We start from the raw sequence: 12,459 nt of genomic DNA, 5'->3' as shown, positions 1-12,459 counted from the left end.
AGAGGCCCGGTCGCCCGGGCCCAAACGCGGGGTCGTCCGCAGATCGGCGCGATTAGACGCGACGACGTTTACGCGGACGGCAACCGTTGTGCGGAATCGGCGTTACGTCTTTGATCGACGTAATGGTGAAACCAACCGCCTGCAGCGCACGAAGAGCAGATTCACGTCCCGAACCCGGGCCTTTAACCTGAACTTCAAGGGTTTTCATGCCGTGTTCAGCAGCTTTTTTACCTGCATCTTCAGCAGCAATCTGTGCAGCATACGGGGTCGATTTACGCGAACCGCGGAAACCCATACCACCAGCGGTCGACCAGGAAATAGTGTTACCCTGAACGTCGGTGATGGTGATCATGGTGTTGTTGAAGGTCGCGTTTACGTGCGCGATACCGTTCGTAATGTTCTTCCGCTCGCGGCGACGCACGCGAGTCTGAGGAGCTTTTGCCATTGTCTGTCCCCTACCTTACTTCTTCTTGCCAGCGATCGGCTTAGCCGGGCCCTTGCGGGTGCGGGCGTTGGTGTGGGTACGCTGACCGCGTACCGGGAGACCGCGACGATGACGCAGACCGCGATAGCAGCCCAGGTCCATCAGACGTTTAATGTTCATTGCGGTTTCACGACGAAGGTCGCCTTCGACGGTGTAATCAGCGTCGATGACTTCACGCACCTTGAGAACCTGGTCATCAGAGAGCTGATGAACGCGGGTTGCTGCTTCGATGCCAACCTTTGCGCAAATTTCTTTAGCTTTCGCCGGGCCAATGCCGGTGATGTAGGTAAGCGCAATCACGACACGCTTAGCGGTCGGGATGTTTACGCCAGCAATACGAGCCACTGTGTGAGACTCCTGTTTCCTGTTAACAAACCCTGCGGCAGATCCGGTAGGACGGGGCGCTGCAAAAGCGGGCCAGCAATACTGCCAACCCGCCAGCAAAAAAATGCCCTGCCCGGGAAATTACCCCAGGATGGCTTCTATCTCGCGCGTAACTTCGTCGATTTCGGCCATCCCGTCAACTGTTTTCAGCTTACCGGCATTCTCATAGTAGGGAATGATCGGTGCTGTCTGCTTGTGATAAGCTTCCAGTCGCGATGTGACCGTCTCGGCATTGTCATCCGCACGGCGTTTGAATTCGGTGCTGCCACATACGTCGCACACACCGTCCTGCTTGGGTTTCTGGAACTCGTCATGGTATCCCTGCCCGCATTTCGCGCAGGTGTAGCGACCAACGATACGCGCCACAAGGGCGGCATCGTCAACCCGCAACTCGATCACATAATCAAGTGCCAGTCCCTTGGTTTCCAGCATCACATCCAGGGCATGTGCCTGGGCTGTGGTGCGCGGAAAACCATCCAGAATGAAACCGTTCTTGGTATCGTCCTGGTCAAGTCGTTCGGAAATCAGACCGATCATCAGATCGTCGGAGACGAGCTTGCCCGCATCCATGACTTCCTTTGCCTTCTGCCCCAGCTCGGTACCGGCGGCGACCGCTGCGCGCAGCATGTCACCGGTCGAAAGCTGAATCATGCCGCGTCCGGTTTCAAGACGCTTTGCCTGGGTCCCTTTGCCAGCACCCGGAGGGCCAAGAAGGATAATGTTCATTGTCGTCCCCCTGACGGTCTTGGTGGCGCCGCCTTAGCGGCGGCGTCCACGCAATTTGGATTTCTTGATCAGGCCTTCATACTGGTGAGCCAGCATATGCGACTGGATCTGTGCTACGGTATCCATGGTTACCGTGACAACGATCAGCAAGCTAGTCCCACCAAAGTAGAACGGCACAGACCATTCGGCGATCAGCAGTTCCGGCAGGATACAGACGAATGCCAGATAAGCCGCACCGATGACCGTCAGACGGGTCAGGATGAAATCCAGATAGTTGGCGGTATTCTTGCCCGGACGGATGCCCGGAATGAAGCCGCCATGTTTTTTCAGGTTGTCTGCCGTATCTTCCGGGTTGAAAACAACCGCGGTGTAGAAGAAGGCAAAGAAGACGATAAGCGCGATATACAGACCGATATAAAGCGGCTGGCCACGGCCAAGCAGTGCCGTCACGGTGCTGAGCCACACAGGCGCATCCGCACCGGCAGTGAACTGTGCAACCGAAAGCGGCATCAGCAGAAGCGAGCTTGCAAAGATCGGCGGAATAACGCCGGCCGTGTTGATCTTGAGCGGCAGATGCGAGCTCTGACCTTCCATGACCTTCATGCCGACCTGGCGTTTCGGGTACTGGATCAGAACACGGCGCTGCGCACGTTCCACGAACACGATGAAGGCAATGACAGCAACAGCCAGAACGAGGATCGCAACGATCACCAGTGCCGAAATCGCACCGGTACGGCCCAGTTCAAGGGTGCCCGCAATCGCGGCCGGAAGGCCCGCAACAATGCCGGTAAAGATGATAAGCGAAATGCCGTTACCGATACCGCGCTGGGTGATCTGTTCGCCCAGCCACATCAGGAACATGGTGCCGCCAACAAGCGTCACGACCGCGGTAAAGCGGAAGAACATGCCCGGATCATGAACCGCAGAGCCGGTTGAACCGCTCATGCTTTCAAGACCAACAGCAATGCCCCACGCCTGGATCGTGGCGATCAGAACGGTCAGATAACGGGTATATTGATTAATCTTTTTACGCCCCTGCTCGCCCTCTTTTTTCATAGCCTCAAGGCTTGGCGAAACAGTGGTCATCAGCTGAATGATGATCGAGGCAGAGATATAAGGCATGATGTTCAGCGCGAAGATGGTCATACGCCCAAGCGCACCACCAGCAAACATGTCAAACATGCCCAGGACGCCACCAGCATTCTGCTGGAAAATATCAGCAAGAATGGACGGGTCAACGCCGGGAATAGGAATATAGGTTCCCAGACGGTAAACTATAAGCGCGCCCAAAGTGAACCAGATACGCTTTTTAAGCTCGGTTGCCTTAGAAAAAGACGACCAGTTCAGGTTCGCGGCAAGCTGCTCGGCGGCCGATGCCATGCACTCATCTCCCAATACGCTAAAACTGGAGGGTCCGGTCCCGTAATCTTGGGAACCGGACCCTCACGTAGTCATAGAGGCTTATTCTGCGGTTTCTGCTGCGACGACCGGAGCAAGAACCTTGACCGAACCACCAGCTTTCTCGACGGCTTCGATAGCCGACTTGGAAGCACCGGTAACTTCGATGTTCAGTTTCGCTTTCAGTTCGCCTTTGGCGAGCAGACGCAGACCGTCTTTCTGCGGACGGGCCAGGCCTTTTTCGACCAGAACTTCGATGGTGACATTCGCACCTTCTTCAAGAACACCGTTATCAACGGCGGTCTGAAGGGTACCAAGGTTCACAACACCGAACAGTTTCCGGAACGGATTTTTAAAGCCGCGCTTCGGAAGACGACGGTAGATTGGCATCTGCCCGCCTTCGAAGCCATTGATCGCTACACCGGAACGGGAAGTCTGACCCTTCTGACCTGCGCCAGAAGTTTTGCCTTTACCCGAACCGATACCGCGACCGACGCGGGTGCGCGCCTTGCGGGCACCCGGGTTATCGGCAAGTTCGTTGAGTTTCATTAATCAACACCTTTTCGATCTGGGGGCCAATCAGGCCTCGTCCACGCGGACGAGGTGCTTGACCTTGGCGATCATACCGCGAACAGCCGGAGTATCTTCCAGCTCACGAGTCCGGTGCAGTTTGTTCAGGCCAAGACCCACAAGGGTCTGGCGCTGATCAGCCGGACGTCCGATCGGCGAACCCGTCTGGGTAACGCGTACGGTCGCTTTTTTCTTAGCAGCCATATCGAATTACTCCTTTTCGAGAACGGCGGCCGCAGCCGAACCGCTATCGCGACGGGCAACGATCTCGCCAACCTTCAGGCCGCGTTTTGCAGCGACCTGACGCGGTGAAGCGCCGTTGACCAGAGCGTCAAGAGTTGCACGGATAACGTTGTGCGGGTTGTTCGAACCGGTGCATTTGGACACGACGTCCTGAACACCCATGGTTTCGAAAACTGCGCGCATCGCACCGCCAGCAATGATACCGGTACCAGCCGGAGCAGAACGGAGAATAACCCGACCTGCACCAAAGTGGCCCTGCACATCGTGGTGAAGGGTACGGCCTTCACGCAACGGAACGCGGATCATGTTGCGCTTGGCTGCTTCGGTAGCCTTGCGGATCGCTTCCGGAACTTCACGGGCTTTACCCGTGCCGTATCCGACGCGACCGCGCTGGTCACCGACGACAACCATTGCGGAGAAAGCAAAGCGACGGCCGCCCTTAACGACTTTCGCGACGCGGTTGATACCAACCAGCTTGTCGACGAGTTCGTTTTCTTCACGGGCTTTCGGCGCCTGCTGCTGCTGTTGTGTATTCTGATTACGTGCCATGGTCGTGCTCCTTAGAAGTCCAGACCGCCCTCACGGGCGGCATCGGCCAGAGCTTTCACCCGGCCATGGAACAAATACCCGCCACGATCGAATACGACCGTTTTCACACCAGCGGCAACGGCACGTTCGGCAATAGCTTTACCGACCAGCACAGCTGCTTCGGCATTGCTGCCTTTGCCACCGAGATCTTTCTCGGCCGACGATGCGCAGGCAAGGGTCTTGCCTGCCAGATCGTCGATGATCTGTGCATAGATATGCGCGTTGGAACGGTGCACGCTGAGGCGCGGGCGACCGGCCGCTTTCTGGCGGATCGCAAAACGAACGCGGCGTTTGCGGCGCTCGAAGAGGTTTCTCGCGTTTTTCATCGTGCCAGTCCTTACTTCTTCTTGCCTTCTTTGCGCAAGATATACTCGCCTTCGTAACGGACACCTTTGCCTTTGTAAGGCTCCGGACCGCGCCAGCCGCGTGCATTTGCAGCGAACTGACCAACGAGCTGTTTATCTGCGCCAGAGATGGCGATAAGGGTCGGCTTTTCTGCGACGACGTTAAGACCCGCGGGGATCTCCATTTCCACGTCATGAGAGAAGCCAAGCTGCAGAACCAGTTTATTGCCCTGGACCTGCGCACGGTAACCAACACCGGTGATTTCCAGTTTCTTGGTGAAGCCGTCCGAAACCCCGGTTACGAGGTTTGCGATATTGGCACGGGTGGTACCCCAAAGGGCACGTGCGCGCTTGCTATCGTTGGCCGGTTTCACGGTGATCTGGTTGTCATCCTGTGAAACAGTTACGTCCGAGGTCAGCGGCAGACGAAGCTCACCGAGCTTGCCTTTTGCACTGATCTGTTCTTCGGTCAGGGTGATGGTAACGCCGTTAGGCACGACCACCGGGTTTTTTCCTACTCGCGACATCGTTGGCCCTCCTTAGAATACCTTGCAGAGGATTTCGCCGCCGACATTCTGCTCGCGAGCCTCCTGATCCGACAGAACCCCTTTCGGAGTGGACAGGACTGCGATGCCCAGGCCGTTGTAAACTTTCGGAAGATCTTTGATCTTCGAATAGACACGACGACCAGGGGTCGAGACGCGGTCGATCTGCTTAATCACGCCTTCGCCCTCAAAATATTTGAGTTCGATGTTGATTTCGCTGACGCCCTTGCGAATTTCATTAATGCTGTAACCGCGGATATAACCTTCGCGCTGGAGAACATCCAGCACACCGGTACGCAGTTTTGAAGCCGGCGAAGCAACGCTGGATTTACCAACGCGCTGACCGTTGCGGATACGCGTGAGCATATCGCCTACGGGATCAGTCATCGACATGTGATGTCCTCCTTACCAGCTCGACTTCACCATGCCCGGGATCTGACCACGCGAAGCAAGTTCACGAAGGGCGATACGGGACAGGCGGAATTTGCGATACACACCGCGCGGACGACCGGAAACCTGGCAGCGAATACGCTGACGGATACGGGCCGAGTTGCGTGGCAGCTGGGCGAGTTTGATCACAGCCGCGATACGATCCTCAGGGGACGTCTCGCGGTTGCTGATGACCGCTTTAAGGGCGGCACGCTTGGCAGCATGCTGCTTAGCCAGGCGCTCACGTTTAAGTTCGCGCTGAACGGCGCTTTTCTTGGCCATGGGCCAACCTCCAGTTAGTTTCCGAACGGAAGATCAAAGCCCTTGAGAAGGGCGAGAGCTTCGGCGTCGGACTTTGCCGTGGTGCAAATGATGATGTCCATCCCGCGAACCGAGTTGACTTTGTCGTACTCGACTTCAGGAAAGACGAACTGTTCCTTGAGGCCCATGGCAAAGTTGCCACGACCATCGAAGGATTTTTTGTTCAGGCCGCGGAAGTCACGAACGCGCGGAAGCGCGACAGTGACCAGACGGTCCAGGAACTCGTACATACGGTCGCGACGCAGGGTCACTTTACAACCGATGTTCATGCCTTCACGAAGCTTGAAAGCCGCTACCGACTTTTTCGCTTTGGTGAAGATAGGCTTCTGACCGGTGATGGCAGTAAGATCGGCTGCCGCACCTTCCAGCTTTTTGCGATCCTGGGTGGCGTCGCCGACACCCATATTGATCACGATCTTCTCGAGGCGCGGAACCTCCATGGAGTTCTCGTAGGAGAACTCCTTCTGGAGTGCGTCACGCACCACTTCTTTGTAATGTTCGCGCAGGCGCGTCATTTTTCCGTCCCTCAGTTGTCGATGACTTCGCCGCTGAGCTTCGCTACGCGAACCTTGCGACCATCATCGAGGGTCTTGAAACCGACGCGGGTCGGCTTGTTTTCTTTCGGGTCGACAATCGCCACGTTGGAAACGTTGATTTTCGCTTCCTTCTCGACGATGCCGCCAGCATCAGCACCGGTCGGACGCTGGTGACGTTTCACCAGGTTGATGCCCGAAACCAGAACTTTGTTCTCGGTCGGGAAAGCGGCGATAACTTCGCCGGTTTTCCCTTTGTCTTTACCCGTAAGAACAATGACGCGATCACCCTTTTTAATCTTGGCAGCCATTACAGCACCTCCGGGGCAAGCGAAATGATCTTCATGTAACCACGCGAACGAAGTTCACGGGTCACCGGGCCGAAAATACGCGTACCGATAGGCTCACCGTTCGCATTAATAAGAACGGCAGCATTACGGTCAAAGCGGATCGCCGAACCATCGGAACGACGAATTTCCTTTGCGGTCCGAACGATGACAGCTTTGTGAACTGCACCCTTCTTAACACGACCGCGCGGAATGGCTTCCTTGACGGAAACCACGATAACATCACCGACATTAGCGGTTTTGCGCTTCGAGCCGCCCAGCACCTTGATGCACTGAACACGGCGAGCGCCGCTATTATCGGCAACGTCCAGATTGGACTGCATCTGGATCATGGGTTTACCCCTTGACTATGGTTGGGCTGAGGACTCACTCCTCGACCACTACTTCCCAAGACTTCAATTTCGAGATCGGCCGGCATTCGCGAATACGAACGACGTCACCCGTCTTGAAGCGGTTCTCTTCATCATGCGCGTGGAATTTCTTCGACTTGCGCACATACTTTTTATACAGCGGGTGCATGACCTGGCGTTCCACACGGACCACCACGGTCTTGTCGTTTTTTGTCGAAACGACTGTCCCCTGCAATACACGCCTCGGCATGTGTCTTAACTCCTATGCGTGTCCAGTTAGGCCGCAGTAGCACCCTTCTCGTTTCCGAGAAGGGTTTTGATGCGGGCGATATCACGGCGGACCTTACGGACCTGCGCAGTGTTCTCGAACTGACCGGAAGCCTGCTGGAAACGCATATTGAACGATTCCTTACGCAGGTCGAGCAGCATCTGTTTTAGTTCATCAGCGCTTTTCGCGCGGAGATCAGCAATTTTCATCACTAATTACTCCCCTTCACCAAGACGCGTGACAAACTTGGTCTTGATCGGCAATTTTGCCGCTGCGAGCTCGAAAGCCCGACGTGCAAGATCCAGCGGAACACCGTCAAGTTCAAACATAATCCGACCCGGTTTTACGCGTGCCGCCCAATATTCGACCGAGCCTTTGCCTTTACCCTGACGGACTTCAGCAGGCTTCTGCGATACCGGGAGATCCGGGAAAACACGGATCCACACACGGCCCTGACGGCGCATGTGGCGGGTGATCGCGCGGCGAGCCGCTTCGATCTGACGCGCCGTTATACGCTCCGGCTCCAAGGCTTTCAAGCCATAAGCGCCGAAATTAAGTTCCGTACCACCTTTGGCCTCACCTTTAAGGCGACCTTTGTGTGCTTTACGGAACTTTGTACGTTTTGGAGAAAGCATCTCTCTATCTCCTTACTTACGACCTGAACCAGCCGACTCGAGCGCTTTACGCTCTGAAGCCAACGGATCGTGAGCCATGATTTCGCCCTTGAAGATCCAGACCTTCAGACCGCAAACACCATAGGTGGTGTGAGCTTCCGAAGTGCCATAATCAACGTCCGCACGCAGGGTATGCAGCGGAACGCGACCTTCACGGTACCATTCGGTACGAGCGATTTCAGCACCACCAAGACGACCAGCAGCATTAATACGAATGCCACCAGCACCGAGACGGATTGCGTTCTGAACCGAGCGCTTCATGGCGCGACGGAACGAAACACGGCGCTCAAGCTGCTGGGCGATGTTATCAGCGACCAGCTTGGCATCGATTTCCGGTTTACGGATTTCGATGATGTTAACCTGCACTTCCGACTTGGTCAGTTTCTGCAGATCGTTCTTGAGCTTCTCGATGTCCTGGCCTTTTTTCCCGATCACAACACCCGGACGGGCGGAGTGGATCGAAATGCGGGCTTTTTTCGCCGGACGTTCGATAATCACCTTCGAAACACCCGCCTGTTTCAGACGGTCGAAGATGTATTTACGGATCGCCAGATCTTCATGAAGAAGGCCAGCGAAATCGGACTTGTTGGCGTACCAGCGGGAATCCCAGGTACGGTTAATGCCAACGCGCAGACCGATCGGATTTACTTTCTGACCCATTACTCGGCCTCCTCACGTTCGCAGACGACGATGCGCATGTTGGAGAACGGCTTGACGATCTTGCCAACGCGACCGCGTGCGCGGGCCCGCCAACGTTTCATCACGAATGCCTTACCAACAGTCGCCTCTTTGATATAGAGACGGTCGACATCAAGCTGGTGGTTGTTCTCGGCGTTAGCAATCGCCGATTCCAGCAGCTTTTTGACGTCCTGCGAAATGCGTTTATTGGAGAAGGTGAGCTCTGCCAAAGCAGCCTCTGCCTTCATACCACGGATCGACTCGGCGACGAGGTTGAGCTTACGCGGGGAAATGCGTACTGCCCGGAGCGAAGCCGCGGCCTCGTTATCCGCCAGCCGACGGATGTCAGCTTTTTTACCCATCGTTACTTCCTCTTCGCCTTCTTGTCGGCCGCGTGACCATAGTAGGTACGGGTCGGCGAAAACTCGCCGAACTTATGACCGATCATATCTTCGTTCACAAGTACCGGCAGAAACTTCTGGCCATTGTAAACCCCAAAGGTGAGGCCTACGAATTGCGGCAAAATCGTCGAGCGCCGCGACCAGGTCTTAATTACCTCATTCCGGCCTGAAGCACGGACTGTTTCGGCTTTCTTAAGAAGGTATCCGTCTACAAACGGACCCTTCCAAACGGAACGCGCCATAGTCTAGCCTCCTCCGTTAGCTCTTATGACGACGGCGCATGATGAGCGCGTCAGTCTTTTTGTTCGAGCGGGTACGTTTGCCCTTGGTAGGCTTGCCCCACGGCGTAACCGGGTGACGACCACCCGAAGTGCGACCTTCACCACCACCATGCGGGTGATCGATCGGGTTCATGGCAACACCACGAACCGAAGGACGCTTGCCAAGCCAGCGATTGCGGCCTGCTTTACCAAGGTTTGTGTTCTGCTGGTCCTGGTTGGACACGGCACCGATGGTAGCCATGCATTCACCACGAACCAAACGTACCTCACCGGAGGACAGCTTAAGCTGGGCGTAACCCTGGTCCTTGCCGACAAGCTGCACATAGGTGCCTGCCGAACGTGCGATCTGACCACCTTTACCGGCTTTCAGTTCGACGTTATGGACGATGGTACCGACCGGAATATTCTTCAGCGGTGCGGCATTACCCGGCTTAATGTCTACGCGTTCGGCAGCAACAACGTTGTCGCCGACAGCAAGACGCTGCGGTGCGAGGATGTAGGCCAACTCGTCATCGGAATAACGAACCAGGGCGATGAACGCCGTGCGGTTCGGATCATATTCCAGACGTTCGACCGTACCGACGACATCAAACTTGGTACGTTTGAAGTCGATGATGCGGTAACGACGCTTGTGACCACCACCAATACGGCGGGCGGTGATACGACCAGAGTTGTTACGGCCACCTTTCTTGCGAAGACCTTCGGTCAACGCTTTGATCGGCTTGCCCTTGTGGAGATCGGAACGATCGACAAGAACCAGCTGACGGCGACCAGGAGAGGTTGGTTTAAACTTCTTCAAAGCCATGTCTTAGATTCCCGTCGTCACGTCGATGGACTGACCCTCTTCGAGGGTAACCATCGCTTTCTTGAAATCGCTCCGGCGACCGACAGTACCGCGAAAACGCTTGGTCTTGCCTTTTACCACAGAGGTATTGACCGCCTTGACCTTCACCCCGAACAGACCTTCCACAGCAGCCTTGATCTCCGGCTTGGTGGCGTCGATCGCAACTTTGAACGCAACTGCGTTGTGTTCAGAAATCAGCGTCGACTTTTCAGTGATATGCGGGGCGCGGATGACTTCGTACATCCGCTCTTTGCTGATGATCGTCATTTGAGACGTGCCTCCAACGCTTCGACCGCACCCTTGGTCAGCACCAGGGTGTCACGGCGCAGGATGTCATAGACGTTAGCACCAATCTCGGGCAGCACATCAATCTGCGGGATGTTGCGCGCAGCGCGTGCAAAGCCCTCATTGACCTGCGAACCGTCGATGATCAGTGCAGATTTCCAGCCGAGCTTAGCGAAAACTGCGACCAGATTCTTGGTTTTGGCGTCCGAGAATTCCGCGGAGTCCAGAACGATAAGCTTACCGTCCTTTGCTTTGGCCGACAGAGCGGTTTTCAGCGCGAGCTTACGGAATTTCTTGGTCAGATCGTGCGAATGATCGCGAACACGCGGACCATGCGCTACACCACCACCACGGAACTGTACGGCTTTACGGGAACCGTGACGTGCACCGCCACTACCCTTCTGACGTACGAACTTTTTCGTGGTCGCAGAGATCTCGCTCTTTTCCTTGACCTTATGGGTCCCGGCGCGACGCTTTGCCAGCTGCCAGTTCACCATGCGGTGAAGGATGTCACGACGAACGTCCAGACCAAAGATCTCTTCTGCAAGATCGATGTTACCTGCCTTGGACGCGTCAAGTTTCAGAATATCGTGCTTCATGATGCTTATTCCTTATCCTCGGCGGCAGCTTCTTCAGCAGCCGGGGCAGCAGCACCCTTAAGCGCGGCCGGGAACGGCAGACCTTCCGGTGCAGCACGTTTCACAGCATCCTTAACAAGGACATACGCACCAGCATGACCCGGAACAGCACCGTGAACCAGAACAAGACCCTTGTCAGCGTCGGTAGAGACGATTTTCAGGGACTGAACGGTAACGCGAGCCGCACCCATGTGACCAGCCATCTTCTTACCTTTGAAGACGCGGCCCGGATCCTGGCACTGACCGGTGGAACCATGCGAACGGTGCGATACAGACACACCGTGCGACGCACGCAGACCACCGAAGTTATGGCGCTTCATCGCACCGGCAAAACCTTTACCGATGGAGGTGCCGATAACGTCAACGAACTGGCCTTCGACAAAGTGGGCAGCCGAAAGTTCGGCACCGACTTCGATCAGCGCATCTTCGCTAACGCGGAATTCAGCAAGTTTCGCTTTCGGCTCAACCTTGGCTTTTGCGAAGTGACCGCGCATCGGCTTCGATACGTTTTTCACTTTTGCTTTGCCATAGCCAAGCTGAACAGCAACGTAACCGTCGGTGTCGCTGGTACGATTAGCAACGACCTGAAGGTTATCGACTTTCAGAACGGTGACAGGAAGGTGCACGCCTTCGTCCGTGAAGACGCGAGTCATGCCAACCTTCTGGGTAATAAGTCCACTACGCATTGCGGCTTACTCCCGATTAAAGTTTGATCTCGACGTCGACGCCTGCAGCCAGGTCGAGCTTCATCAGAGCATCAACGGTCTGGGGAGTCGGGTCGACAATGTCGAGAAGACGCTTATGCGTACGGATTTCGAACTGTTCACGCGATTTCTTATCGATGTGCGGAGACCGCAGAACAGTGTATTTCTCAATGCGGGTCGGCAGCGGAATCGGGCCGCGGACCTCTGCGCCAGTGCGCTTCGCCGTATTGACGATCTCGCGCGTGGACTGATCCAGCACGCGATGGTCAAACGCCTTCAGGCGAATGCGAATGTTCTGACTATCCATGTAATTATGTACCGGAGCCCTCAAAAGGACACCGGCCCCTCAACTGGAGTTGACGATTGCCGCAAAAGTGTTGCGGGCGGCTTACATAGCCGCCCGCTTCACAAAGATCAAGAGAAA

General features: G+C 55.7%; 25 protein-coding genes. All 25 read right to left on the bottom strand.

Going from position 1 to position 12,459, the window contains the following annotated elements; translation table 11 throughout:
• Nucleotides 1–52: 52 nt before the first annotated feature.
• Entirely contained in the window at nt 53–445 is a 393-nt protein-coding gene (rpsK, locus tag R1T41_RS14695) for a 30S ribosomal protein S11 (protein ID WP_062952341.1), read from the bottom strand.
• Nucleotides 446–460: 15 nt separating this feature from the next.
• Nucleotides 461–829: a 30S ribosomal protein S13 gene (gene rpsM / locus R1T41_RS14690; RefSeq protein ID WP_007091485.1), complete on the bottom strand. Its 369-nt coding sequence runs from the start codon at nt 827–829 to the stop codon at nt 461–463.
• 120 nt (nt 830–949) lie between these two features.
• A complete protein-coding gene (locus tag R1T41_RS14685) occupies nt 950–1,594 on the bottom strand; it encodes an adenylate kinase (protein ID WP_037990968.1) in 645 nt (214 codons plus the stop codon).
• A gap of 33 nt (nt 1,595–1,627) precedes the next feature.
• Nucleotides 1,628–2,974 carry a preprotein translocase subunit SecY gene (gene secY / locus R1T41_RS14680; protein ID WP_062952340.1) on the bottom strand — a complete coding sequence of 449 codons (1,347 nt, stop codon included), beginning with the start codon at nt 2,972–2,974 and terminating at the stop codon, nt 1,628–1,630.
• 81 nt (nt 2,975–3,055) lie between these two features.
• Nucleotides 3,056–3,541 carry a 50S ribosomal protein L15 gene (gene rplO, locus R1T41_RS14675; RefSeq protein ID WP_062952339.1) on the bottom strand — a complete coding sequence of 162 codons (486 nt, stop codon included), beginning with the start codon at nt 3,539–3,541 and terminating at the stop codon, nt 3,056–3,058.
• A 30-nt stretch (nt 3,542–3,571) separates the two neighbouring features.
• Nucleotides 3,572–3,766 (bottom strand): 50S ribosomal protein L30, encoded by a 195-nt coding sequence (gene rpmD, locus R1T41_RS14670; RefSeq protein ID WP_007091489.1) that lies wholly within the window; start codon nt 3,764–3,766, stop codon nt 3,572–3,574.
• A gap of 6 nt (nt 3,767–3,772) precedes the next feature.
• Nucleotides 3,773–4,354, bottom strand: coding sequence for a 30S ribosomal protein S5 (rpsE, locus tag R1T41_RS14665; protein WP_007091490.1), 582 nt, complete (start codon nt 4,352–4,354; stop codon nt 3,773–3,775).
• 11 nt (nt 4,355–4,365) lie between these two features.
• Nucleotides 4,366–4,719 carry a 50S ribosomal protein L18 gene (gene rplR / locus R1T41_RS14660; RefSeq protein WP_062952338.1) on the bottom strand — a complete coding sequence of 118 codons (354 nt, stop codon included), beginning with the start codon at nt 4,717–4,719 and terminating at the stop codon, nt 4,366–4,368.
• Between the two features lie 11 nt (nt 4,720–4,730).
• Complete coding sequence (gene rplF / locus R1T41_RS14655; protein WP_062952337.1) at nt 4,731–5,264, bottom strand: 50S ribosomal protein L6; 534 nt, start codon at nt 5,262–5,264, stop codon at nt 4,731–4,733.
• Between the two features lie 12 nt (nt 5,265–5,276).
• Nucleotides 5,277–5,675: a 30S ribosomal protein S8 gene (rpsH, locus tag R1T41_RS14650; RefSeq protein ID WP_062952336.1), complete on the bottom strand. Its 399-nt coding sequence runs from the start codon at nt 5,673–5,675 to the stop codon at nt 5,277–5,279.
• 12 nt (nt 5,676–5,687) lie between these two features.
• Nucleotides 5,688–5,993: a 30S ribosomal protein S14 gene (rpsN, locus tag R1T41_RS14645; RefSeq protein ID WP_062952335.1), complete on the bottom strand. Its 306-nt coding sequence runs from the start codon at nt 5,991–5,993 to the stop codon at nt 5,688–5,690.
• A 14-nt stretch (nt 5,994–6,007) separates the two neighbouring features.
• A complete protein-coding gene (gene rplE, locus R1T41_RS14640) occupies nt 6,008–6,547 on the bottom strand; it encodes a 50S ribosomal protein L5 (RefSeq protein ID WP_317337632.1) in 540 nt (179 codons plus the stop codon).
• 11 nt (nt 6,548–6,558) lie between these two features.
• The gene (rplX, locus tag R1T41_RS14635) at nt 6,559–6,876 is read right to left on the bottom strand and encodes a 50S ribosomal protein L24 (protein WP_007091496.1); all 318 of its coding nucleotides are present in this window, start codon (nt 6,874–6,876) and stop codon (nt 6,559–6,561) included.
• Nucleotides 6,876–7,244, bottom strand: coding sequence for a 50S ribosomal protein L14 (rplN, locus tag R1T41_RS14630; protein ID WP_007091497.1), 369 nt, complete (start codon nt 7,242–7,244; stop codon nt 6,876–6,878). Before rplN ends, rplX begins: the two co-directional genes overlap by 1 nt.
• A gap of 34 nt (nt 7,245–7,278) precedes the next feature.
• Complete coding sequence (rpsQ, locus tag R1T41_RS14625) at nt 7,279–7,512, bottom strand: 30S ribosomal protein S17 (protein ID WP_007091498.1); 234 nt, start codon at nt 7,510–7,512, stop codon at nt 7,279–7,281.
• Between the two features lie 26 nt (nt 7,513–7,538).
• Entirely contained in the window at nt 7,539–7,739 is a 201-nt protein-coding gene (gene rpmC, locus R1T41_RS14620) for a 50S ribosomal protein L29 (protein ID WP_007091499.1), read from the bottom strand.
• 6 nt (nt 7,740–7,745) lie between these two features.
• On the bottom strand, nt 7,746–8,165 hold the full coding sequence (gene rplP, locus R1T41_RS14615; RefSeq protein WP_007091500.1) for a 50S ribosomal protein L16: 420 nt from the start codon (nt 8,163–8,165) through the stop codon (nt 7,746–7,748).
• A 12-nt stretch (nt 8,166–8,177) separates the two neighbouring features.
• Complete coding sequence (gene rpsC / locus R1T41_RS14610; protein ID WP_062952333.1) at nt 8,178–8,864, bottom strand: 30S ribosomal protein S3; 687 nt, start codon at nt 8,862–8,864, stop codon at nt 8,178–8,180.
• Nucleotides 8,864–9,244, bottom strand: a complete 381-nt coding sequence (gene rplV / locus R1T41_RS14605; protein ID WP_062952332.1) for a 50S ribosomal protein L22 — start codon at nt 9,242–9,244, stop codon at nt 8,864–8,866. The genes rpsC and rplV overlap by 1 nt, the downstream gene beginning before the upstream one ends.
• Nucleotides 9,245–9,246: 2 nt before the next feature.
• Nucleotides 9,247–9,525: a 30S ribosomal protein S19 gene (rpsS, locus tag R1T41_RS14600; protein WP_007091503.1), complete on the bottom strand. Its 279-nt coding sequence runs from the start codon at nt 9,523–9,525 to the stop codon at nt 9,247–9,249.
• Nucleotides 9,526–9,541: 16 nt separating this feature from the next.
• Nucleotides 9,542–10,369 carry a 50S ribosomal protein L2 gene (gene rplB, locus R1T41_RS14595; protein WP_062952331.1) on the bottom strand — a complete coding sequence of 276 codons (828 nt, stop codon included), beginning with the start codon at nt 10,367–10,369 and terminating at the stop codon, nt 9,542–9,544.
• A gap of 3 nt (nt 10,370–10,372) precedes the next feature.
• A complete protein-coding gene (locus tag R1T41_RS14590) occupies nt 10,373–10,675 on the bottom strand; it encodes a 50S ribosomal protein L23 (protein ID WP_007091505.1) in 303 nt (100 codons plus the stop codon).
• Nucleotides 10,672–11,292: a 50S ribosomal protein L4 gene (gene rplD, locus R1T41_RS14585; RefSeq protein ID WP_062952330.1), complete on the bottom strand. Its 621-nt coding sequence runs from the start codon at nt 11,290–11,292 to the stop codon at nt 10,672–10,674. Before rplD ends, R1T41_RS14590 begins: the two co-directional genes overlap by 4 nt.
• Nucleotides 11,293–11,297: 5 nt before the next feature.
• A complete protein-coding gene (gene rplC / locus R1T41_RS14580; protein WP_062952329.1) occupies nt 11,298–12,017 on the bottom strand; it encodes a 50S ribosomal protein L3 in 720 nt (239 codons plus the stop codon).
• A 16-nt stretch (nt 12,018–12,033) separates the two neighbouring features.
• On the bottom strand, nt 12,034–12,342 hold the full coding sequence (rpsJ, locus tag R1T41_RS14575; RefSeq protein WP_007091508.1) for a 30S ribosomal protein S10: 309 nt from the start codon (nt 12,340–12,342) through the stop codon (nt 12,034–12,036).
• Between the last annotated feature and the right edge of the window lie 117 nt (nt 12,343–12,459).

The organism is Thalassospira lucentensis, from assembly GCF_032921865.1.
Taxonomy (GTDB): Bacteria; Pseudomonadota; Alphaproteobacteria; order Rhodospirillales; family Thalassospiraceae; genus Thalassospira; species Thalassospira lucentensis_A.
Note: the sequence above shows the minus strand (reverse complement) of the source record. Positions and strands in the feature narration are given on the sequence as shown.